The 24,041-nt window shown below is 51.4% G+C and carries 9 protein-coding genes; 7 read left to right on the top strand and 2 right to left on the bottom strand.

Features of this window, described 5'->3' with window-relative positions:
- Window positions 1-180 precede the first annotated feature (180 nt).
- The 4 genes from P156_RS11875 (at window position 181) to P156_RS0106495 (ending at window position 9,902) form a co-directional block, all read left to right on the top strand.
- Window positions 181-1,062, top strand: a complete 882-nt coding sequence (locus tag P156_RS11875; protein ID WP_081818481.1) for a class C sortase — start codon at window positions 181-183, stop codon at window positions 1,060-1,062.
- Between the two features lie 2 nt (window positions 1,063-1,064).
- Window positions 1,065-2,198, top strand: a complete 1,134-nt coding sequence (locus tag P156_RS0106505; RefSeq protein WP_185752154.1) for a Cna B-type domain-containing protein — start codon at window positions 1,065-1,067, stop codon at window positions 2,196-2,198.
- A 9-nt stretch (window positions 2,199-2,207) separates the two neighbouring features.
- The gene (locus P156_RS0106500) at window positions 2,208-2,777 is read left to right on the top strand and encodes a hypothetical protein (RefSeq protein ID WP_027869426.1); all 570 of its coding nucleotides are present in this window, start codon (window positions 2,208-2,210) and stop codon (window positions 2,775-2,777) included.
- A gap of 264 nt (window positions 2,778-3,041) precedes the next feature.
- Window positions 3,042-9,902: a SpaA isopeptide-forming pilin-related protein gene (locus tag P156_RS0106495; RefSeq protein WP_081818480.1), complete on the top strand. Its 6,861-nt coding sequence runs from the start codon at window positions 3,042-3,044 to the stop codon at window positions 9,900-9,902.
- A 224-nt stretch (window positions 9,903-10,126) separates the two neighbouring features.
- On the opposite strand, the gene P156_RS0106490 is transcribed toward P156_RS0106495, so the two are convergent.
- Window positions 10,127-10,771, bottom strand: coding sequence for a DUF4878 domain-containing protein (locus P156_RS0106490; protein WP_027869424.1), 645 nt, complete (start codon window positions 10,769-10,771; stop codon window positions 10,127-10,129).
- A gap of 462 nt (window positions 10,772-11,233) precedes the next feature.
- Here P156_RS0106490 and P156_RS0106485 point away from each other — a divergent pair, with 462 nt between their 5' ends.
- Window positions 11,234-17,599 carry a SpaA isopeptide-forming pilin-related protein gene (locus P156_RS0106485; protein ID WP_027869423.1) on the top strand — a complete coding sequence of 2,122 codons (6,366 nt, stop codon included), beginning with the start codon at window positions 11,234-11,236 and terminating at the stop codon, window positions 17,597-17,599.
- A gap of 199 nt (window positions 17,600-17,798) precedes the next feature.
- On the opposite strand, the gene P156_RS0106480 is transcribed toward P156_RS0106485, so the two are convergent.
- Entirely contained in the window at window positions 17,799-20,066 is a 2,268-nt protein-coding gene (locus P156_RS0106480; RefSeq protein ID WP_027869422.1) for a cation:proton antiporter, read from the bottom strand.
- Between the two features lie 136 nt (window positions 20,067-20,202).
- Between P156_RS0106480 and metG the strand changes: the two genes are divergently transcribed.
- On the top strand, window positions 20,203-22,122 hold the full coding sequence (gene metG / locus P156_RS0106475; protein ID WP_027869421.1) for a methionine--tRNA ligase: 1,920 nt from the start codon (window positions 20,203-20,205) through the stop codon (window positions 22,120-22,122).
- Window positions 22,122-23,054 (top strand): TatD family hydrolase, encoded by a 933-nt coding sequence (locus tag P156_RS0106470; RefSeq protein ID WP_081818479.1) that lies wholly within the window; start codon window positions 22,122-22,124, stop codon window positions 23,052-23,054. The genes metG and P156_RS0106470 overlap by 1 nt, the downstream gene beginning before the upstream one ends.
- The last annotated feature ends 987 nt before the right edge of the window (window positions 23,055-24,041 follow it).

The following is a 24,041-nucleotide window of genomic DNA, read 5'->3' as shown; positions in this document are numbered from 1 at the left end:
TCATTTAATTCTTTTTATTAAAGATATTGAATTAAAAAAGTTGTCGGACCTGCGGAAACCGATCGATCACCGGACAGTTATGCACATGATGGATCCTTTTCCGGAAGTCCGAGCATTCAGAAAGCTCAGACCCGAGCTGGATAACAGATGAAAGATATAAAGGTGTAGTGTAGAAAAACGATGAGAGAGTGGATTAAGCGAAATCTTTTAACGGTAGTCTTGACTGCCGGTATGCTAATAGGAATCAGCTTATTGCTCTACCCATCTGTAGCAAATTACTGGAACGGGTTTCATCAGGCCAGAACCATCATGGAATATACCCAGGTGGTTTCCTCGATGGACAAGGATGACTACAAGAATATCCTTCGTGATGCTAGGAAATACAACAAAAGGCTATCAAAGACCGGCTTTCGGTGGTCTATGTCCGATGCTGAGCGTCGCGATTACGAGAGACAGCTTAAGGTTAAGGGCACAAAAGCTATAGGCTATATAAGTGTCCCGAAGTTGCATATCAGGCTTCCGTTGATGCATGGTACTGATGAAAAGGTGTTGCAGACTGCGATAGGCCATCTCGAGCAGACATCGCTACCGGTGGGAGGCAAAGGAAGCCACTGCGTCATATCAGGACATCGTGGTCTTCCGTCATCACGGCTTTTTACAGACATAGACAAGATCAAAGAAGGCGACACGTGGACCATAACGGTACTCAATGAGACTCTCACATATGAATGTGACCAGGTGCGGATTGTCTTGCCGAATGATCTATCAGATCTGAAGATAGAAAAAGGCAAGGATCTGTGCACCCTGATCACTTGTACACCATACGGTGTAAACACACACAGATTGCTGGTGCGCGGGCACAGGGTGCCCAACGCGAATGGCTCGGCGGATGTCACAGCAGATGCCATCCAGATAGAGCCGATATTCATAGCGCCGTTCCTGGCGGGAGCGATGTTGCTGATACTGCTGATATTATTGCTTATATCGACTAGACGCGCGAAGCGTATGGGACCGGAAGAATATATATCGAAATACTTCGAAGAGAAGGGACTCAAGAAATGAAGATGAACAGAGACACAATCCCAAAGACAGCCGGTGCGCTGCTGCTGTCACTGCTGCTGGCGGTCACTATGGTCTTTGCCATGCCGCAACAGGCAATGGCTGATGGCGGTAACGCCACGGTCACACTTGGTAAGGTCAAGGGCCTTTCTGCCGGTACGGAATTCGAGTTCGAGATATTCAAAGTCGGGCATTATACCAATACTGGCGCGTTCGCGCTTGACGACGCGGTCAAGGATGCCCATGTGAAGCTCGATTACAAGAAGGACGACGCAGAGGGCTGGCTCGCTTCGGCATGGTCTCTCGCAGAGTATATCGACAACAACGGGATCGAGCTTGAGTCACTGGGCAAGTATAACCTAAAACCGGGCGAATCATTCACAAAAGAAGGGCTCGTGGATGGTCTCTATCTGGTTAAGAGTAAGACAGTGAGGGACAGCAAGAGCGAACTCACCAACTGGACTCCTCGTCCGGTCTATATTGCGATTCTCGGTGGCGACAGTACCATCACACTCGACAACAATGTCGTTATCAAGATCGTCAGAACCGCGGTCACGATCAACCACAGAGTCACGAAGATATGGTCGATTCCTTCGGGAAAGGAAAAATCCGCCAAACCTTCGGAGATCAATGTAAACATCCGTTACGGCGGCAAGATCATCGACACCATCAAGCTCAACTCCGGCAACAACTGGACATATGCCTGGAGTTCTGAAGAAGATGGGGATAAATACAAGTACATCAGTGAGGACGGAGATAAAGAAGTCAGGTTTACTCCGGCAAACAATAGCCACAAGTGGACCTGTGACGAGATCTTTACGGAGAAGAGCTTCCGGGAAGCGTACGGAAGGGCTCCGAGCAAGGACGAGGCAGCGGCTCTCGCCAAGCTCAACAAGTGTTTCACCGTAGAGGTGCTGGCCGACACAGTTGCGGCCTATGAGGTGGACGATCCGGTCACACAGAAGGCGCAGGTGACACAGCATCGAATCAAGAACACTTATGTGCCGTCGAAGACACCACCTGAGAAGCCAGATACCGGCGACGAGACCAATATCAGGCTGTGGGCAGGCGCGCTGGCAGTTGCGGCAGTGTTGCTCATTGTGATCTTCGTATACAGATGGAGGAGAAAAGAGAAATAAAAGCAGGTGATGACTACAAAAAACAGAAAAAATCCCCTGGTCAGATGGATCCTCGTGCTGTTGATACTGGCCGTGGCAGGGTATGCAGGGTACAGGGTCCTGCAGGTCAGGCAGGCAGACAGAGATGCTGATGCCGTACTTGCGGTCATGTATAAGCAGATACCGAACCTCGGAGTGGATACGGGGGTTTCCACGGGAGTTGGACAAGACCCGATGTTGACTTTGTCCATAAACAACATCGATATAGTGGGATGCCTTGAGATCCCTTCTATAGATCTCATGGCTCCGGTAACGGTTGCTGGAGAAGAGAAGGAAGGGTTTGTCTCCTTTGTGAGCGGGTCACCGATAAAAGGAAAACTGATGCTTGAGGGCGACAAAGGAACCACTCTCCAGAAGCTTACCAAGGTTCAACCAGAAGCGGTTGTAGCTTTTACCGACATCGAAGGGATACGTTACAACTACAAAGTAACTACCCAATACAACCTCAAGAATTGGGACGAGGGCTACAATGACCTGATGATCTGTTACAGAACCAATGACAAGACGAGGTTTTTACTGGGGTGCGCCAGGGCCGAATAAGAAAGTATAGTTCTCTGGCTATGGGAAGACAGAAAGATCAACTGTGAGGGGATCGAGACAAAGAGATGTGAAGGGGGATGCGAATCGCGATAAACCACGAGGTGGAAGGTTGTCTGCATAGCAGTTCCATTCAAACGTTGGGACCAGGCAGACGGTTACCAGCTCTGCCTCCGTCACAAGAGTGACAAGAAAACAGTTTTGTAGCAGGATTTGTGATTAACCAGTAAGGGAAAGACTTCAAGTAAAGAACGAGTGAGGCCTGGTATGAAATACAATGATAGCAGATGGAGTAGCCGTCCATGGAAGAAAGCATTTTCTACGGTGCATTACAAGAGAGGGCTGACGATATTGTTGGCAGTGGCAGTTCTTCTTGTCATATCGTATACTCTCATCCTGCCAGCCAGCACTCTCACCGCTGACCAAGCAAACGAGCAGGGCGGTGTTGATGTGCCTCAGGAGGAACTCCAGATTGCGGAAGAGGGCGATGCTGCGGACGACGAATCCGAGCACAAAGCTTTGTCCAAGAAAGAGAAGAAAGAGAAGGAAGAGAAGGAAGAGAAGGAAGAGAAGGAAGAGACTGTTGACTCCCTGGCCTATGAAGGTGAGGGCTATGTCGTCCGGATCGAGAATGCCGATCTGGCGGCTGATACTTCCCTGAATGTGAAGGAGATCCGGGAGGACAGCGACAAGTCCAAGGAGCGCAAGGCCTACAAGCGCTACTACAAGGATGCGCTTGAGGCTGTACAGAAAGAGAAGGGCGGCAAGGATATTGCCGGTCTTTCTGTTGCAAAATTTTATGACATTACACTGGATGCGGACGGTCAGGAGATCCAGCCGGATCAGGCCGTGGACGTGACCATCGCCTACGACAAAGCGCTGGCACTGGAGGATCAGAAAAACCTCCGGGTCATCCACTTCCGCGAAGATCCCGAGACCGGCGAAGTGACGCCGGAAGTCCTGGATCGCAAGGACGTGGCGCTTGATCTGAACAAGAATGGAAAGTTGAAGAAAGCCGCGTTTCAGGCGGAGAGTTTCAGCGTATATGCCGTGGTGTATACGGTGGATTTCCACTGGGATGTGGACGGCGAGAAGTTCCAGTACAGCATTCCGGGGGGCGGATTCGTCTCCTTCCGGGATTTGGTGAAGGCGCTTGGCATCGTGAAGGACGACAAAGCCACGGACGCGGACGAGGTGCAGCAGCTGCTGGACCAGATCGAGAAGATCGAGTTCTCCAAGCCTGAGCTTGTCAGCGTCAGCAAGGTGGAGGAAGACACCACCGTAGGGGCTCTGAAGGAGGCCCTGGGTTTGGAGTGCGAGTATTCCGCTGACCTGACCAAGGCGCAGATCGCAGAGATCGACGTCCAGAAGGCCAAGGCCGGGGACTGGGCCCTGATCGCGCTGAAGCCGTTTACGACCGACGAGACCCTGACCGTGACCATGAAGGACGGGGCAAAATGGGAAGTGAAGGTGACGGATGCCTCTTATACTGCGACGAAAATAACTGATCTCGACGGAAAGACAGGAGCATTGGTCAATAACAACGGCTATAATAACGGCTATAATAACATATGGCTTCATAACGCGCTTCAGAGCAGTGCCCATACGACCTATGGCAGGCTTAACGCGATTGAAGTCACGATCACTGATGGAAAGATAGATACTACCAGCGGTTCTTTGACGGAATGGACATTCCAAAAGGTCGAGGGAACGAATGACCAATACTATATTAGTGCGTCTGAGAATGAATATCTGAACATTAACTCCTCGGGTCTTTTTGTGACCTCTAATCCACAGGCGTTAGTTGTTCAGAGGGACAGTAACAACCGTATTCGCATTCATTTAGAAGATACCGACAACTTGGGACGCAATACAGCAGTGAACTGTGTTTACAATTCGACAGCCAATGGATACGGTACATACAAAGATAACCGGATGGGCAATCCCGGCGAGTGGTTTGATTTCTACGAGGTGGAAGAGGTCTTCCCTGTCACCCTTCATTTTGTGAAGGAAGATGGAACGCCATTTGCTGCCGGGGAAGTAACCTATGCTGACGGTACTCCCGTTGCGTATGCCGATGGCAATTTCAAAGTCGATCCTTCTAAAGTGGTGGTTGGCAGCGACGGTGTGATCGACCTGAACCAGTTCAAGGTCAACGGCAATACTCTGTCGAATACGCATAAGAGTACAATTGCCAATATGACGTCTACTAATAGAGATGATCATCCGCATACTATTATTGGAAATGAACTTAGATGGAACAACGGTACGCTGCAATACAAACTGTATTATACTAGCACAGATAAGGCAAAATGGGCCTGGTTTGATGTGGGATATGAGGCACGGGACTGGGATTCTAACAGCGGAAATCCATCAAATCCGGGAAGAGTTGCCGATAATGATTCCAATCCGCTGGATTATTATCTGGTCTACAGCCCTGATCCTTCAAGCAGCTCCGGTGGCGGGCAGGGGGGATCATCCGGCGGAAACCTTGAAGAAGTCGGCAAATCCAAAACCCTGACGCCTAACAATGACGGCACGTATACCATGGAACTTGGCGTTACGACCCACGCGAAGAGCCATGAAGAGAGCAACGGTATCAATATTATTGTCCTGTTTGATACGTCAAGCAGTATGACGAGAAGCGTCGACAATCCTAATACAAAGCTCAACGATTACAAGACGAATTCCAAGAGCAGGTTTTATCAGGCGACAAGGGCATTGAATACTTTCCTGTCTGATTTCTGTCAGCAGTACAACACGACAGAAAAACCGGATACTATCCAGCTTGCGCTGGTTGATTTTAACTATGTTGCAACAAAACGCACGTTTGGCGGATCGGATTGGACAAATAATGCCGGAACTTTTTTCGATACGCTGAAAAATCTGGACTGCCCTCAAGGAACAAACTGGTCGCAGGCACTGGCGCAGGCAGAAACACTCAAGGCCTCTGCCGACAGCGATCCGACCTATGTGCTGCTGATGACAGACGGTGCGCCGTCCCAGTACTGGCTCAGAAGCGATATTACAAATGGAGACTATTTCCTGAGCGGTCAGGCATGCTATCTGGCATCCAGAGATGAAGCCCGCGGTGTGGTGAATCAGGGAATGGATCTATTCGGCATCTTCTCATATGGGGATTCGGATGACCAAAATAACGACTATCTTGGAGAACTTGTAGACTATGCCTACAATGACGAGGTAAGAGGAACGCATGCTTACTTTGCATCTGACGGAGAAGAATTGAAGAAGAATCTGTCAAAGGTTTTCGGCTTTATGAGCGAGAACCTGGCAGATGTCGGTGTCAATTACAACGATGGCATTGCTCTGGACACGACATCCACAGCACTGTCGCACATTTCCGGTCCCCTTGGCAGCATCACATATTCAAAGACCGGCGGCAGTGGAACGCCGTATACAGTAGTTGTGGATTCGACGGGAAAAGCCACATTCAAAATCGGAAGCAGTGAACCCTATACTGTAGTTTCAGTGGATCAGCCGACAGAGATTACATATACGAAGATCTCCGGATCCGGCGAGAATATTGTTGTCGATAAAAATGCGAAAGCAAATGTGTACCAGTGTACGGTCGGCACCGGATCCGATGCGATTACGTATACCATGCCGATCGCAACGCTCGAGATTAATAATACGACAAAAGAAGGTGACCTGAACTGGGATTTGTCTCCTCTCGGGTTCCTGGAAGACAATGCAAATTATAAAATCAGTTTTGTTGTATGGCCTGATCAGGAAGCCTACGACTACGTTGCCGACCTGAACAACGGGAAGATGCAATGGAATACCGGTACGCAGGAAGCAGTCTATGAGGCTGATGGTACTACAGTCAAGTATTATAAGAATGGTGTAGCGAAGTATCCGAATATTGTATACAACCCGCATACCAAAAAGTATGCTGCGCTGACCAATACAAAGCAGGATGTCACCTATTACGTCGGCAGCGAGCGCACAGGAACATCCGGAGAACAGTCCGCTTACAGCGGTCAGTATGAGACCCACCCGGTGCAGCCCGATCCTATGCCGCTGGAAGCTTCCCTGTCAAAGATTGAAAAAAAGTGGAACGTCGACAGAGATCCAAAGATCCTTGCTGAGCTTCTGTATGGGAATAAGGACAAAGACGGAAATTGGATCCCCTATTCCATACGGTTCGGTGTTCATATAGATGGAAAAACCGAAGAATACACATCTGTGACCCTGGGCTGGGAGACAGAATGGGATCCTGAAACCAACGACTATGTCTGGGCGGATGAGCCCTGGACAACGGTGCCTTACGGCGGAAAAGACCATCCGATCGGTAAAAGCTGGGTCAAGGACTTCTCCATCGCAACAGGCCTGATGCTCAGCACAGAGCGAATGAATGCGCTTGGCCTGGATACGAACGCATATCCGAAGCATTTTGATTATACAGATGCTGATGGTCAGACTGTGACCTATTATATTCTGGAAGACGGTCACGATTATACCCTGGAGGAATCCCCGAAGATGGGGTATGAGTTTGATTTTGAGTCGCCGGTTTTCCATCCGATGCTGGTGGACGGCAAGCTCCAGAGCGTGACCTTCATTCGCTCTGAGCCGGATTCAGATCACCCCCAGGGAATCATTACCGGCATCGAGGAGATTACCGATGAAGAAAACGGCATCAATTCTCTGAAGGTCCAGAATACACTTCGCGGCTATATCAATCTGAAAAAGATCGTAGTCGATGAAGACGATGAAAGGCTCGCCGAAGACCAAACCAAATTCGGCTATCGTATCGATCTGAAGAACAGCGAGGATGTATTTGAGGGCGATCATATTCCTTGGTATGGTGTGAACAGCCTGTTCTATCATGATGATTCCTTCAATTACTATCAGGCATATGTGGATGACAACAACAATCTGAAGATATGCACTGAAAGCGGCGGGTTGGAAAACCCTTATGATGCAGTTGTAGGGACTGTCGACTCTACTACAGGGGCATTTACGCCAGGTGGAACCTTCGATCCGAATAATGTTATCGGTCAGACACTTAAGTTTAACGATGGTTCAGGGGATCGGATCGTTACGATCAAGGGTAATCGAACCGAAGCCACGGATGAGAAGAATGCCTGGGCTGAAATGAAGATCTCACAAAATGAGACCTTGAGTATTGCGAACGTTCCACATGGGACAACATATACAATTAAGGAAAAGAAAACCACAGGATATCAGCTGTTCCAGATTGAGTCAAATAAGCCAGATAATACGACTGTTAGTTTGAACGATTCTTCCATCGAAGGAACCATCGTTGCAAATACGAATAACGATGTGACGTTCACGAATAAAGTCATTCGGGGTAACCTGGTGGTCACCAAGGAATTATTGGGCGATCTCGAGGATACGACGGATACCACGGCTTTAAACAAGGAGTACAAAGTTTCGATACGGAACAGTGCCGGCAAGTACCTGCAGAATACAAATACAAAGGCCTTCGGGACGTCTCCGGTTTGGTTTACGGTTTCCGCAGGTCAATCCCTGACGATCAGTGATCTTCCAATAGATACATACACCGTTACTGAAAAGACAGATGGCGGTGACATGGATATCGGAATATTCAATTGGAATAGCCAGATGAGTACTTCTACAGGAAGTGCTGAGCTGTTGCAGGGTCAGACTAGCACAGTGGAGCTGAAAAACTATTATAACGAGACTTATTCACCGGCACCCTCTGTTTTCGACGTTAAAGAGAATCTGGCGGTAAATAAGACATGGGAGAATCTCGCAGGTCGTGAAGTTTCTGATGATGACGAAATCAAGATCAAAATCAGCGTGAAGTCTGAAGAGGCGTATGTACCTGTAATGTTGCAACTGTATGACGGAGATAGCACTCTCAACGCTCTGAGCAAAACATTTTATGTGCCGGAAGGCAGTAACGTTGCATTCACAATGCAGAGAGGAGGAACGGGGAAAGCCTGGAGACGAGTGTATCAGTATAGCAGTGTTTCGATGTACTCTGATTCCGGGACACCGGTTACCTTCAGTAATACTGTGCCGAATACTGGCGGAGCAAGCACCGGTGGTTCAAATCCGACAGATAATCCGGTCACATACACTGCTCGTAATGTAGGGGCCGGGAAACCTGTAGAATACAGGCTACAGCCTTGGAAAGAAGAGGTGGATTGGATTTCGGGAGATCCTACCGGGCAAGGTCAGTTCAATATGAGGTTTGCTGTTACCCATAATAATACAGAAGCGACTTACTACGAATCTGTGGCAGCAATGCGTGACGCTTTGATCAATGAGCATACTACTTCAGAGACGTTGGTTTACACTATGAAAAAAGGGCAGCCACCGGTACTGGATACCGAGAATAGCAGCAGTAGTGTCACACCTGCGGAAATTGATTGGACGACTGGTTCGTGGTCTGCAGTCCTTAAAGACATGCCTACGTATCAAAGAGTAAATGAAGGCGGGAAAGAAATCTTCCGTGTCTACTCTTACGACATCGAAGAGATACAAGTAAACGGACAGACTGTGACAGATGGAAAAACGGATGAATACCAGGTCGAAGCTGCGACAGGTGATCCGGTGACAGGACAGGATGGAGTGGTGACTACAACAACGGATATAACAAACACGGAGATGTCTATTCCGGTCACTCTTTTGAAGACTGATGATACGGAGAACAGCGCTAATTATCTGTCCGGAGCCATATTTGAACTTCAATATAAAAAGACATCGGATGGAACGTGGCAAAAAGCGTCGAAGACCGAAATAACACAGTTGAATGACTTAAGTCAGTTCACAATCCCCGGTGATGCCGATGGTATCACACTCACGGGCTTAAAAGCCGGTTTCTATCAGTTGGTTGAGATCAGTCCTCCTATAGGCTATATTATTACTAACGAAACGCCTGTTGCTTTTGAAGTTAAGAGAGGCGAGATCAGCAGCACAGACGGAACGGTCGAAGGCGTTCGCTATACGGCAAAAGGCGCAGATAATGATGCATCATTCATCATCCCGAACACCCCCGGCACACCTCTTCCCCACACCGGCGGGCTGGGCACCACACTGCTCTACATGTTCGGCACACTGCTGGTCAGCACGGCTGGCGCAGGTCTGGTGCTGAGGCGAAGGCGCAGGACAAGTTAATGACACAGAAGAAAGCTGGTCTCAGAAATGAGGCCAGCTTTTGGCAAGAACTGCAAAGTGAATAGAAAGCGGTAAATTACTCGGTACTACACAATGAGTACCCTATCGATTTTTTGAAGTAGGTTCCGACCACGATAAAACTACGGGAAGCAGCAGGTTTGAGAAGTCAGTACTGGCTTTTCGGACTCTGCCTCCATCGTTGGAGGCCCACCGTAGAGGCAATTCTATTGTCCGCCGTTGTCAGAGAAAAGGCCATCCAGGTCTTTAATGGAACTCATCATTCCGCCAAGAAGAGCGTCAGCGAAGTCGCTGTCTTCCTCGATTTTGTCGATCTTCCAGACGCCGTCTTTCTGCGTCATGGTGAGGGTGGCTGTCTTGGTGTAGGTCTTCTCCTTCAGGCCGTCGATTTTCTTCTTTAAGAGGGAGGTAGCCAGCTTCTCCATCTCCTTGTCGGAGGGATCGCTGAAGGCCATCTCGAAAGCCTTGCTGATGTAATCGGTCATGAAATCTTTCATGGCCTCGCCGATGGGATAGGTGGTGATCTTGACAGTCACCGTAGCTGTCTTATCTTTGATTTGCTCATCGCTTACCTCATACTCGAACTCCGGGATCTTCGCCAGGAGGGACTTCAGCATTTCCTCGTCCTCGTTCAGTGTCTCGGTGGAATCGCCAATCGCATTGAACGCTTCGCTAATGTTGAAGTCGCCTGGTTCGTACACTGAGTTGATGGCATCATCATCCCCCTTCTGGATCCCGGTCAGAAAGGTATTCGCCGTCTCAGTGGGGGTGGGAGCCGATGCGCCGCATCCCTCCAAACCGAACATTGCGATCACACAAAGCACCAGAAACAAAGCTATTCTTTTCTTCATACGAAACTCCTTTTCAACCAAAAAACTATATCTTATTGCTCCTCATCCTGTACCTCCATTATAGCATAGCATTGTGAAAAAACCACCGGTGGAGATACGAGATAACAACTTTGCCCTAAATTGCCAATAGCCTGCAGAATAGTTGAAATAGAAATAGTAGGGCAGGCTACCCCCCCAAGGGGAACTGTGTCAACAGCAAGAGCGGTTCTATGCCATGTCATGGGCAGCGAGATGCCGCATCGGGGAATGACAGAATTGTACTTGTGTACTATCTCGTTTATTATTTCTTGTAGAAATGGCAAAAAAATGGTAAAATAAATAAAGTATAACTATAGGACAAAAGCCATTTGGACGTAGCATCATACTTGGAAAGGATTGAGTTTGAGTAACAGAAAGATTAGATGGAAAAGTCAGCAAGTAAGGAAGGCACTTGCGACCATAGACCATAATCGAGGGCTGACGATGATACTGTCGATTGCAGTCCTTCTTGGCATATCTTTCATGCTTTCTCTTCCTGCCAAGACGCTCACTCCAGACAAGGCTGTAGAGCAGGGCGGTATAGATGTCCCCCAGGAGGAACTTCAGGAGGAAGAGAAGGGCGATCCGGAGACCGTTGACTCCCTGGCCTATGAGGGTGAGGGGTACGCGGTCAGGATCGAGAACGCAGAACTCGACGCGCAGACCGCCCTCAACGTGAAGGAGATCCAGGAGGACAGCGACCAGGCGAAGGAACGGAAGGCATACAAGCGGTACTATGAGCAGGCGCTGAAGGCTTTGCGCAAGGAGAAGGGCGGAGAGACCATCGCCTCGCTTTCCATGGCCAGGTTCTACGACATCACTCTGGACGCGGACGGGAAGGAGATCCAGCCCGAGCGGGCCGTAGATGTGACCATCGCCTACGACAAGGCGCTGGCGCTGGAGGATCAGAAGAACGTCCGCATCATCCACTTCCGGGAGGATCCCGAGACAGGCGAGGTAAGCCCAGAGGTGCTGGACCGGAAGGACGTGGTGCTTGCCCTGAACAAGAAGGGCAAGCTGGAGGAGGCCGGGTTCCAGGCGGAGAGCTTCAGCGTATATGCGGTGGTGTATGCGGAGTCGCAGATCTCTGCTCCTGTCAAGACTGCGGACGGGAAGGACTATGTCATTACCGTGACGTATGACACCAGCACCAAGATCCCGGAGGACGCCAGACTCATCGCGAAGGAAGTCCAGAAGGGCGACGATGGCTACAAAGCCTACGTAGAGGATACAGCGGACACCATCGGCAGTCAGGTGGAGGATCTGTCGTATATCCGGCTCTTTGATATCAAGATCGTGGACAAGGATGATCCCAACGTGAAATATCAGCCGGCAGAAGGAACGGCAGTGGATGTCAGGATCGAGCTGGCGGATAAGGAGACTGGCAAGAAGGCGGAGAAGAACACAAAGGTCGTGCACTTTGCCGATGGAGCGGAAGCCGGTGAAGTAATTGACACACTGGATGTTGAGGGGAATGAGATCCACTTTCAGGCGAAGGGGTTCTCCGCGTATGCGATCGTGGAAGGACCGGAGGCAGTACCGATGGGATGGAAAACAGTGGGCTCTGTTTCCGAGCTGATCTCCATGGGGAGTCAGGGGCTTTATATTGGCCATCCGGATGGTTATTATTACATGAACAGCATTACGGCAGACAGCAAGAGAACCGGTATTACCAAGACCAAGCCGGCCCAGACATATCCCGCTGATAAGGCAGCCAAATACTATTTTGAGCAGGTTCCCGGAACAACAGACAAGGTCTACGCTTACTGCTATGCGGCGGATGGCACGACGAAACAGTATGTCTATAACGGAGGCAACAACAGCCTTTCCTTTGCTGCGGAAGAATCGGAGAAGACAGCCTTTACGGTAACTCAGAACAACAACGGCACCTTCAAACTCAGCAATGGAAGCTGGTACTGGAACATGCAGAGCGGAGCAAGCGGAATTCGTTTCTGTTCCTGGAACAATTCCAATGACACCAACAACAATGTGAATTTCTGGTATTATACCGAAGTTACGAGCGATCCCTATGCGTTGGATAATACCTCCTATGGCCTGATGTTCTGGGACGAAAGTCTCTACGGAAAGGCCATGATGGCAAGTTCAAAGACTGAGAACGCGCTGGATGCAAAGGCGCTGATGGTCCTGGCAACCGAAGACAACAAAAAACATCTGTTCGTACCCAATGACAGTGACATTTCCATGTGGACGTTTCACTGGGAGCATGATGATTATTATTATCTGACGGTGACGGTTGACGGAGCAACCAAATACCTGAAGATCGACCCAAGTGGGCTGTCCCTTGCTGACAGCAAGAGCGAAGCCAGTTTGGTTCAGGTGGTTCCCGGAACGGGTGTGCATGCTGGTCAGATCTGTCTGAAATCTGGTGATGCCACCCTGACTTACAGCGGGACCACGGCATCCGGGTTTACTACAGGAGGCAGCAGTGGAACGGAATGGCTTGATCTTGTGGAACTTTCTGAGCTTACGTCGGATTATTACAAGACCTACTCTGCCAGCAAGGTCAGCGTTTCAGACAAGAACATCAAGACCGGCTCCAAGGTCATCGTATATACCAGGGCCTGGAACGAAGAAACTTTGAAATATGAGTACTATGCCATTGATCACGATGGCACTCTGGTGCGGGTCTATGAGAAAGGGGACTCCATTGAGTGGGCCGGGAATGTCATCAACACGATGCTCTGGCAGTTTACCGACTATCCCGACGATAACGGAGACCCATCCTATTATTACGAACTGTACAACGAGTACGCCCAGAAGTACCTGGCCCCGCAGTTAACAGGAGGACAGATCGTGGCGGACGATCCCATCGGCATCAACATGAATGGACGCCGGTACGGTCATTACTACTCCGATATCCTGGCGTGGGACAAAGCAAGCTATTCCTATACGGGTCTGAAGGTCGAGAACGGTCAGATAGTATCCTGCCCCAAGTCGGAAGCGATGGATTTCTATTTTGCTGTGATGGAGGAGGTTCCGGTCGATGATGCGCTGACGACAGTGAAAACAGTGGATCATACCCAGTACGGGATCACCATGAAACTGGTGGACTTCAATTCGACAGTAACCAGAGTAGACAACACCCCTACGACCACGGAGCAGCATGCGGTCATGGGAACCAGCGTTTTCACACAGTGGAATGAGCAGCGTGGTTTGTTAAGTACGAATCTTGGAGCAGATGGCTATCCAATCGCCAGTAAAACAGATAAATCGCTCGGAGACCTGTTTCAGGGGGCGAAGGAAGTCAACCATCTCTTCATCGAAAGCACTTATAACGCCAGTGGCTATTTTGAGTATGACAGCGCCCAGAATTTCGCCAGTCTCAACGGGGCGGCAGGCGGTAACTACACTTCCGGTTTTGATCATAATTTCACCGTCTACAAGGAGATCGGCTCCTATGACGATTCGAACAAGAATACCCTGAAGCACGGACAGTTTCTACCCTTCAACAATATTGAGGCAGGACGATTTGCTTCCGTGAACAGGCAGAATCTTTATTCAACAACAGGAGATCTGCTGCCGAATAGCGATCCAAGGAAGTACGAGAACCTGTATCTTGTCAATGATCCCGCCAAAGCAGACCTCTATTTCGGCGTGGAATTGGAAGCCGGGTTTACGCAGCCGCCTGGTGGCCTTGATGACTGGGGTCATGACATCATCTTTGAGTTCACCGGTGACGATGACTTCTGGCTGTACGTGGACGATGAGCTGGTGATCGATCTGGGAGGCGTTCACAGTGCCCTGCCGGGGTCTGTCAACTTCTCCACCGGGGACGTGATTGTGAATAACCAGCACACGACGCTTCTGGACATCTTCCGGGAGAACTACAAGGAACGCAATTCGATTCAGAGTGATGATGACGAGAGATTGATCGAGTATCTGAAGAAGCATTTTGATTACAACGAACAGACGGGAGAATTCAGCAAGATATTCAAGGACTATTCCACACACAAGATGAAGATCTTCTACATGGAGCGTGGCGGCGGTGCCTCCAACCTTCACATGCGCTTCAACCTGGCATCCGTGAAACCGGGCACGGTCGAACTGAGCAAGGAGCTGTCGGGTGTAGATGGATCCGAGTCCCCCTTGGCTGAGTTTGCCTATCAGATCAAATACAAGAAGAACGGTCAGGAATACCTGCTGAAAAACGCAATGCAGGGAACGGCCGATCAGGAAGACTACGTGTTCTATAAGAACACGGACAATCCGGTGAAATTTGAACCGTCCAGGAAGATCGGCGGTGTGGATTATGACAATGTTTTCATCCTGAAGCCGGGAGAGACGGTGACGGTCAATTTCCCCACATTCGGTCCAGAGAACGAAGAAATCGATTCCTATTCCATTGTTGAGTGCGGTGTGAATACGGAAGTCTACGACAGTGTGGCAGCGAATGGAACTGTGCTGGAAGGAACGGCCGTGACTGGTGCCCCGCACCGGAAGGATTTTGGCATTGGTTATCAGTCTACGGAAGATCGTCCAAGGGCCGGCTTTGTGAATACCGTCAATCCTGAGGCGATAAGAACACTGACTTTCCGCAAGAAACTGTTTGACGCAGATGGAGAGACCCCGATCACGGACGATCCCACCGCCTTCGACTTCCGTCTCTATTTCGGCACGGAGTCAGATACGGAACTTTCCGGGGTCAATATGTATACCTATCACGTAAGGGATAAGGAAGGGGACTACTGCAGCTGGGATGCGGGGGCCCAAAAGTTTATAAAGATCGGGAGCGGGATCAAAGACTATACCCAGCTTTCGGATGAACAGAAAAAAGCCGCAAGTTTCAGCACTTCTATGAACGGATCGATCTCCATGATCCCAGTAGATTATACTGTGGAAGTGCGTGAGATCCTGGCGGGGACGAAGTACATGGTACAGGAACGCCCCTCGGAGATTCCGGACGGGTATTCCTTCCAGAAGTACGTATATTATGATGACTACGATCTGACTGGCAGTAATGACAAGCCTGAGACAGCCGTCTATTCCGGAGAAGACGCTGATGCGGTCGCCACCGCAGGGGCACCGGACAGCCAAGACCATAACGGCACGATCTATAACGAGATCGCAGCAGGGAAAGACCCCCATGTGGATATCTGCAACCTCAAGGGTTATGGACTTCGTGTAAACAAAGTCTGGACGGATGCGGACTATATGGATGGTCGTGCGACCACGTATTTTGCGGTCTATACCAAGAAGCAGAATCCTGGCAGTGAACATGGCCAGGGAATTGGATTACTGGATCTGGTACCGGGTAGTCTGCGGGCCCTGCCCTATGGCACGACGACTCTATACTGGTATTGGCTGAGGCTGCCAGTAGGGGGAGTATCGTTTAACGACTACGTGATCCGTGAGGTGGAAATCAAACACGGGAATCCTGAGTATGACGAAGAAGGTGTCGTCACCAATGTGAGTGATCTGACATTCCAGCCCATCAGAGAGGGAGAGACACTGACGCTTGATGGGAGACAGAAGGGCGAGACAGAGCATGCTGATTTTACCTACTCCGTGCATTATACGCAAGGAACCATCTCTGCCGGATCCAATGTCCGAGTGGATACGACAACCAACGACCGACCCGGGATCATCCTGAAGAAACAGGACTTCCACGGCAGAGCTCTGGCGGGGGCGACATTCCTGCTTACAGAGGAGAGCAGCAACACTCCGATCGGGACGTTTACCTCCGACTCTGACGGATATCTTACGACAGCGTTCCTCAGCGAAAACAAGAATTACACGCTGACGGAGATGACTACGCCACAGGGGTACCATGGGCTGGAACAAGCGATGACGATTCAGGTGACCGGCGACCAGTCTGACCAGGAGGCAGGAAATAATGGAAGCACTGTGACGGTCAGTGGACCGGATAGCGAGTATTACTCCCTGACGCAGGGAAGCGGAACCACCCCTGCAACGCTGATCATCAAGAACCGTCCATACATTCTCCAGGCAAAGAAACAGGATGGGGATACGAAGGTGCCATTGTCAATGGTTCATTTTGAACTGCATAAGCAGGTAACGGTTGGCGGTGTTACGATCTTTGATAATGCAGTGATGACGGGATATGAGGATCTGGTAACGGATGAGGATGGAACGATCCCGCTCATCGACAATACACTTCCTGCCGGAACCTATCAGCTCCGGGAGAAGACCCCACGGGCCGGTTATCAGACGCTGCCTGGATATATTGAGTTTACTATCAGCAAGACAGGAGCGATCAGTTTGCTGCCTCAGGGGAGTTCGGCAGATTGGGTTTCGCTGACAAAAACGACTGACCCGGAAGAAGAGGGGACACTTGCCTATACGCTGATCATCAATAATTATATCGATGCTTCAGTGACTGTCAGAAAAGTGGACGAAAACAACCAGAACCTTCTGGGATCGAAGTTCCAGTTATGTAAACATGGGACAAGCTGGGAAGTTGTCGAGGCTTACAGGGAGATCGACCTGACATCAGGGAATCAGAGGACTCTGGAAAAACTGTCAACAGGGACCTATCGTCTGGAAGAGACGCAGGCACCGGATGGATACGTGGTTCTGAAGAAATACACGTATTTCAATATTGCGCAGAACGGAACGGTTACCCTGACAGACGAGAGCGGCACTGGCACAAACAGCAATGAAAACGCGAGCCTTTCCAATTCAGGTAATATCATCACCATCAGGAATACGCCCGGCGCTTCTCTTCCATCTACCGGCGGCCCGGGTGCAATACGTCTCTACCTGCTCGGCATCCTGCTGATCGGCACGATGGGCGGCGCCCTGCTGTTGCGGCGAAGAAGAACCATATGAGGAAAGAAAAGGGATCTCCCCAAATGACGGTAATACCGCCTTGTGAGGAGATCTCTTTTTTAGATGTAAGGGCAACCCCTGCCTAGGGGTTATGGCAAATCCATGCATGCTTATGGCATTGCCATAAGCATGCATGGATTTGCCATAAGCGAAGAATCAACGATTGGCGAAAGGCCCGAACGGACCGGGCCGGAAGGCCCTACGACGAGATCAACCGGCCGATGTCATTGTTGGCGCCGATGACCCACAGCAGATCACCGGCCTGGATCACCATGTTGGGGTCCGGGATGAGGGTGGTGTAGTTCTGCTTCTGGAGACCCAGCACCATGCAGTGCAGGCGGTCACGGATGCCGCCGGTGCGGATGGGCTTGCCGGCAAAACTCTCTTCTCCGCTGATCCGTACCACGCAGCAGGAGACGGCGTGCTTGACATCGTCGTAGTCGGTATCCATGAATTGCCTGAGGGTGCGGGTCTTGTAGTCAAGAGGAAGCCCCATCAATTTCTTGAAGTTAGTCAGGGACGCAGGCTCTGCTACCGCATAGACTTTGTCCCCCGGGGCCAGGACCATGTTGCCCTCAGGGAGCACCTTCTGCCGGTGGCCACGGCGGATCTTGATGATGTACACGTTGAAGAGGTTGCCCCACTGTAGCTGTTGAAGCGTTTTTCCGATATACCGGGCATCCTCCTGCACAAAGAAAGAGATCAGGTGGAGCCTCTCGTAGAGCTGCTGGTGGGCGTCCTGCCCTGTCTCTGCTTCGAATTCCTTCAGGGTGGTCTCATTGAAGTTGGACAGGAACCGGGTCTCCAGGTGCAGGTAGAAACTGGCGATGAATCCAGTGCGGCTCAGCGCAAACACAGCCACCAGAATGATCAGTACGATCAGGCTCCTGTGCACGTGGAAGAAATGAACGGCCGGGTAGGCAGCGATGATGCTGATGGCCACCATTTTCACTATAACAAGCGCCAGGAGCGGAAGATGGTTTACTCTGTGTTCCAGCCACAGCGACGTGAAGGTCGGTCTTCGGGAGTCCAACATGGGACGCACAAAGATCACCACTACCGCATAGAAAAGGAGCAGGGTGATTCCAATAGCGATGTAGGGAGACACCAGAGTCCGAAGCGCTGGATAGACAAGTCGTTCCGAGGCGATGGCTGCCACCAGCATGATGATCCCGTAGAGGCCAAAGGTCTTCAGGTATTGGCGCATGTGTTGTCCCCACAGACTGTCCGGGGAATCCTCCTCCTCTTCGTCAGAGGTGAAGGACTCCAGCATCCGGACGTACTTGTCGGGCAGCTTCCGGTTGATGAACTGGGAGAAACGCTCCGCGTTCTTCATCAGGAAAGGGGTGATCAGGATGGTGGCAATGGAGGCCGATACGATCACCGAGTACATGTAGTCCTTCATGACTCCCAGGCTGATACCCAGAGAGGCGATGATGAACGAGAACTCCCCGATAGGCGCCAGGCTGAATCCGCTCTTCAGAGAGTTCACAAGGCTTTGTCCGGAAAGGAGCATACCTACGGAAGCGAAGAAAAGCTTGGCCAGCACCGCGACCACCACCACCGGCAGGATGATGTACCACCGCTCCGTAATGATCGAGGGATCCACCATCATACCTACTGACAGGAAGAAGATGGCGCCGAAGAGGTCTTTCACGCCGCTGGTGACGCTCTCGATGTGGTGGACGTGGATGGTGCCTGCCACCAGCGAGCCGGTGAGGAAGGCCCCCAGCTCCGGCGAGAACCCCAGCTTGGTGGCGATGATCGCCATGGTGAAACAAAGCCCTGTGGACAGGATCACCACGAGCTCGTCGGTGACCACATCACCGATGCGGTTCAGGAAGGTGGGGAGGAAATAGATTCCCAGCAGCAGCCAGATCAGCAAGTAGAACAGCATCAGGGTGAGCTTCAGGGCCAGATCCGTGCCGGTCATGTCGGACTGAGTGATGGAGATCGTGGGGAGGATGATCAGCAGGAAGACGCTGATCACATCTTCGATGATCAGCGTGCCCATCACCAGGCTCGTGTGTTTCTGGCCTTGCATCCCCAGTTCCTCAAAGGATTTCTGTATGATGGCGGTAGAACTGATGGAGATCATGACCCCCAGGAAGAGGCTGTTGATGCTGTTCAGTCCCAGGGCGATGCCAAGGCCGTAACCTACCACGATCAAACCGCCCATGATCACCGAGGCGGAAATCAGCGCGGTCTTGCCGATGCGGGCCAGCTTGTGCAGATCGAACTCCAGCCCGATATAGAACATGAGGAAGGTGACCCCGATCTCGCTCCAGGTCTCGATGGAGGAGGTGGATTTCACGTCCATGAAGAGGGGGAAATAGGGGCTGATGAGAAAGCCGGCCACGATGTAGCCCAGGATGATGGGCAGGTGGATCCGCTTGAATACGATATTGATAACCCCTGCCGTCATCAGCATGATGGCAAGGTCGATGATCAGGGAGGATAGTTCCATGTGGGCTCCTTTTCTTTTTGTCCTATTGTATAACAGCGGCAGGAGATGTGCAAGTTGACGTTACGAAGGCTTTGTGATACGATTAAGGCAGTATGGCTTTGTCCCATTCGACAAGGCAAAAGAAAGGAATGATATCATGGAATCTAAAGGAAAGTATTACATCACAACCCCAATCTATTACCCAAGCTCCAACCTGCACATAGGCCATACCTATTGCACAGTGATGGCGGATGCCATGGCCCGGTTCAAGAGGCTCAGCGGATACGACGTCCACTTCCTCACCGGTACTGACGAGCATGGGCTGAAGATCCAGCAGATCGCCGAGAAGGAAGGCGTGACTCCCCAGGAATACGTGGACCGCATCGTGGCCGGCGTCAAGGATCTGTGGAAGACCATGGAGATCAGCTATGACGATTTCATTCGGACCACCGAGGAGCGCCACGTGAGCCGCGTGCAGCAGATCTTCAACAAGATGAACGAGAAGGGGGATATATATAAGAGTGAATACGAGGGCTGGTACTGCACCCCCTGTGAGTCCTTCTGGACGGAGAGCCAGTTGGTGGATGGGTGCTGCCCGGACTGCGGCCGAAAGGTGGAAAAAGCCCACGAGGAGGCGTATTTCTTTAGACTCTCCAAATACCAGGACCGCATCCTGGACCTGTTCGAGAACAACCCGGATTTCCTGAAGCCGGACACCCGTCGTCATGAGATGATCGAGTTCGTCAAGCAGGGACTGGAGGACCTGTGCATTTCCCGGTCCACATTCGACTGGGGTATTCAGGTCCCCATCGATCCCAAGCATGTGATCTACGTGTGGCTGGATGCCCTCACCAACTACATCACCGCTCTGGGCTATCCGGATGACCCGGAGGAGTTCAACCACTACTGGCCGGCAGACGTCCACCTGGTGGGCAAGGAGATCGTCCGGTTCCACTCCATCATCTGGCCGGCGATGCTCATGTCTCTGGATGTGCCTCTTCCCAAGCAGGTGCTGGGCCATGGCTGGCTGCTGATCGACGGCGGCAAGATGAGCAAGTCCAAGGGCAACGTGGTAGATCCGGTGGTCCTCATCAACCGCTACGGCATCGATGCCCTCAAGTATTTCCTGCTGCGTGAGTATACGTTCGGGCAGGACGGCGTGTTCACCAACGAGGTGATGCTGAAGAGAATGAATTTCGATCTGGCTAACGACCTGGGCAACCTGGTTTCCAGAACGGCTGCCATGATCGAGAAATACTGCGGAGGTATCGTTCCTCCGGCGACCACCGAGGATGATATCGACCGGGAGTTGAAGACTCTGGCGGTTGGCGTGGCTCCCAAGGTAGAGGCTGACATGAACCGTTTCGCCTTCAACAACGCCCTGGAGAACATCTGGACCCTGGTGCGCCGAGCCAACAAGTACATCGACGAGAAGACGCCGTGGATCCTGGCCAAGGACGAGGCTCGCAAGGCTGAACTGGATACCTGCATGCATAACCTGGCGGAGTCCCTGCGGATCATCGCCATCCTGATCTATCCGTACATGCACACCACCACCGAGAAGATCAACGAGCAGATGGGCATCACCGGCGAGATCCTCTGGGAGAACGCCATGACCTTCGATCTTCTCGACGGCAACCGTGTCAACCGCGGCGAACCGATCTTCCCGCGTCTGGACATCGAGAAGGAACTGAAGGAACTGGACGATCTGCGCAAGGCAGCGGCTCCAGAGCCGGAGAACATTCCGCTGGAATTGAAGCCTACCATTGAATTTGACGATTTTGCCAAACTGGACCTTCGTGTCGGCGAGATTATCTCTGCTGAGAAGCACCCCAAGGCGGACAAGCTGCTGGTCTTCCAGGTGAAGATGGGCACCGAGACCCGCCAGATCATTTCCGGCGTGGCCAAGGACTACAAGCCGGAGGAGATGGTAGGAAAGAAAATGGTCGTAGTGGCTAACCTGAAGCCTCGGATGCTTCGCGGCCTGGAGTCCCATGGCATGTTCCTGTTCGCGCAGGACGGGGAGCGGACCCAGCCGGTGGAGACCACAGCGGCTTCCGGATCGGCGGTGGAATAATGGAGATAAGGGAGCGCGGGGCGAACAAGGTGGCCAAAGGGATAGCTGACGGGCCGGGCTTTGTGCCTGCCCCGATCACAGCGCCGGACGGCACGCCGAAGTGTTTGTTTGACGCCCACGCCCATATCAACGAGGAGTCCTTCACTGAAGAGGACCGCCGAGCGCTGGCTGCGGAGATCGAAGCTTCGCCGGTGCGGTTTGTGATGGACGCCGGTGCCAGCTTGGACACCTCCCGGCAGAGCATTCTGGATGCGGCTGCCTACCCTTGGGCATACGCCGTGGTAGGGGTCCATCCGCATGACTCCAGAGAGCTGAACGAAGAGAACTTCGGGGAGATCCGCCGTATGGCTGCTGAGCCAAAGGTATGCGGTATCGGTGAGATCGGACTGGACTTCCATTATGACCGGTCTGAGCGGGACGTGCAGCGGTACTGGTTCCGCCGGCAGATCCAGCTGGCGAACGAGCTGTCCATGCCCATCGTGATCCACACCCGGGAAGCCGACCAGGAGACCATGGATATTCTGAAAGAAGAAGGTGCCTTCTCCCGGGAGAGGAAGGCGAAGTTCCAGAAGCGGCCCGGGCCGGAAGGCTTTGTGGACGACGCGCGGGTGCTGATCCACTGCTACTCCGGCAGCCTCGAGATGGCACGGCAGTATGTGCAGCTGGGAGCCACGATTTCCATCTGCGGGCCGGTGACCTTCAAGAACAACCGGCGGACCGCGGAAGTGGCGAAGGAGATCCCCATCGAGTTTCTGACGGTGGAGACGGACTCTCCCTACCTGGCGCCGGAACCGAAGCGGGGGCGTCCCAACATGTCGCCTTACGTGCAGTATGTGGCGCGGCGGGTGGCGGTGCTGAAGGGCATGGACTACGAGGACGTGGCCCGGATCACCTGTGAGAACGCCATGCGGTTCTACGGGATAAGTGAGTAAGATGAAGGCTGTTACCTTGAGGTGGCAGCCTTTTGTGTTGGTGAGAGTCGGCAGGGATGGGAGTTGTGCTGGAGTGACGCGGTGGGGATGTGGTGGGCACCGGGACTAAGGGCTAAGGTGAATTGTTCCGATAAAAAGGAAAACCACCCGTATTGCGGAAAACAGTTCCGCAGTTGGCTATTTTATTCGAGTTAGCGGAACGGAACAAGGATTTTGTTCCGCGATCTGAGGTTATTCGTTGATTAGCGGAAGGAAGTTCCGCATTTGGCTATTTTTTTCGAGTCTGCGGAACGGAACAAGGGAATTGTTCCGCGATCTGAAGTTTTTCGTCGATTAGCGGAAGAAAGTTCCGCAGTTGGATATTTTTTTCGAGTTAGCGGAACGGAACAAGGATTTTGTTCCGCGATCTGAAGTTTTTCGTCGATTAGCGGAAGAAAGTTCCGCAGTTAGCTGTTTTATTCGAGTTAGCGGAACAGAACAAGGGAATTGTTCCGCGATCTGAAGTTTTTCGTCGATTAGCGGAAGAAAGTTCCGCAGTTGGCTGTTTTATTCGAGTTAGCGGAACGGAACAAGGATTTTGTTCCGCAACCTGAGGTTATTCGTTGATTAGCGGAAGAAAGTTCCGCAGTTGGCCATTTTATTCGAGTTAGCGGAACGGAACAAGGATTTTGTTCCGCGATCTGAAGTTTTTCGTCGATTAGCGGAAGAAAGTTCCGCAGTTGGATATTTTTTTCGAGTTAGCGGAACGGAACAAGGATTTTGTTCCGCGATCTGAAGTTTTTCGTCGATTAGCGGAAGAAAGTTCCGCAGTTGGATATTTTTTTCGAGTTAGCGGAACGGAACAAGGATTTTGTTCCGCGATCTGAAGTTTTTCGTCGATTAGCGGAAGAAAGTTCCGCAGTTGGCTGTTTTATTCGAGTTAGCGGAACAACTGCTTTGATGGAAGTGTGCCTCTGCAAATGTTGCCGCTACAGTACGGTCGTGCTG

The sequence above is a fragment of the Eubacterium sp. AB3007 genome (genome assembly GCF_000688015.1).
Lineage (GTDB): Bacteria > Bacillota > Clostridia > Peptostreptococcales > Anaerovoracaceae > Aminicella.
The sequence above is the reverse complement of the archived record's forward strand: the minus strand, read 5'-3'. Positions and strand labels throughout refer to the sequence as shown.

Coding starts and splice junctions, on each gene's coding strand:
- P156_RS11875 (WP_081818481.1), top strand. CDS start 181: ATGAGAGAGTGGATTAAGCGAAATCTTTTAACGGTAGTCTTGACTGCC.
- P156_RS0106505 (WP_185752154.1), top strand. CDS start 1,065: ATGAACAGAGACACAATCCCAAAGACAGCCGGTGCGCTGCTGCTGTCA.
- P156_RS0106500 (WP_027869426.1), top strand. CDS start 2,208: ATGACTACAAAAAACAGAAAAAATCCCCTGGTCAGATGGATCCTCGTG.
- P156_RS0106495 (WP_081818480.1), top strand. CDS start 3,042: ATGAAATACAATGATAGCAGATGGAGTAGCCGTCCATGGAAGAAAGCA.
- P156_RS0106490 (WP_027869424.1), bottom strand. CDS start 10,771: ATGAAGAAAAGAATAGCTTTGTTTCTGGTGCTTTGTGTGATCGCAATG.
- P156_RS0106485 (WP_027869423.1), top strand. CDS start 11,234: ATGATACTGTCGATTGCAGTCCTTCTTGGCATATCTTTCATGCTTTCT.
- P156_RS0106480 (WP_027869422.1), bottom strand. CDS start 20,066: ATGGAACTATCCTCCCTGATCATCGACCTTGCCATCATGCTGATGACG.
- metG (WP_027869421.1), top strand. CDS start 20,203: ATGGAATCTAAAGGAAAGTATTACATCACAACCCCAATCTATTACCCA.
- P156_RS0106470 (WP_081818479.1), top strand. CDS start 22,122: ATGGAGATAAGGGAGCGCGGGGCGAACAAGGTGGCCAAAGGGATAGCT.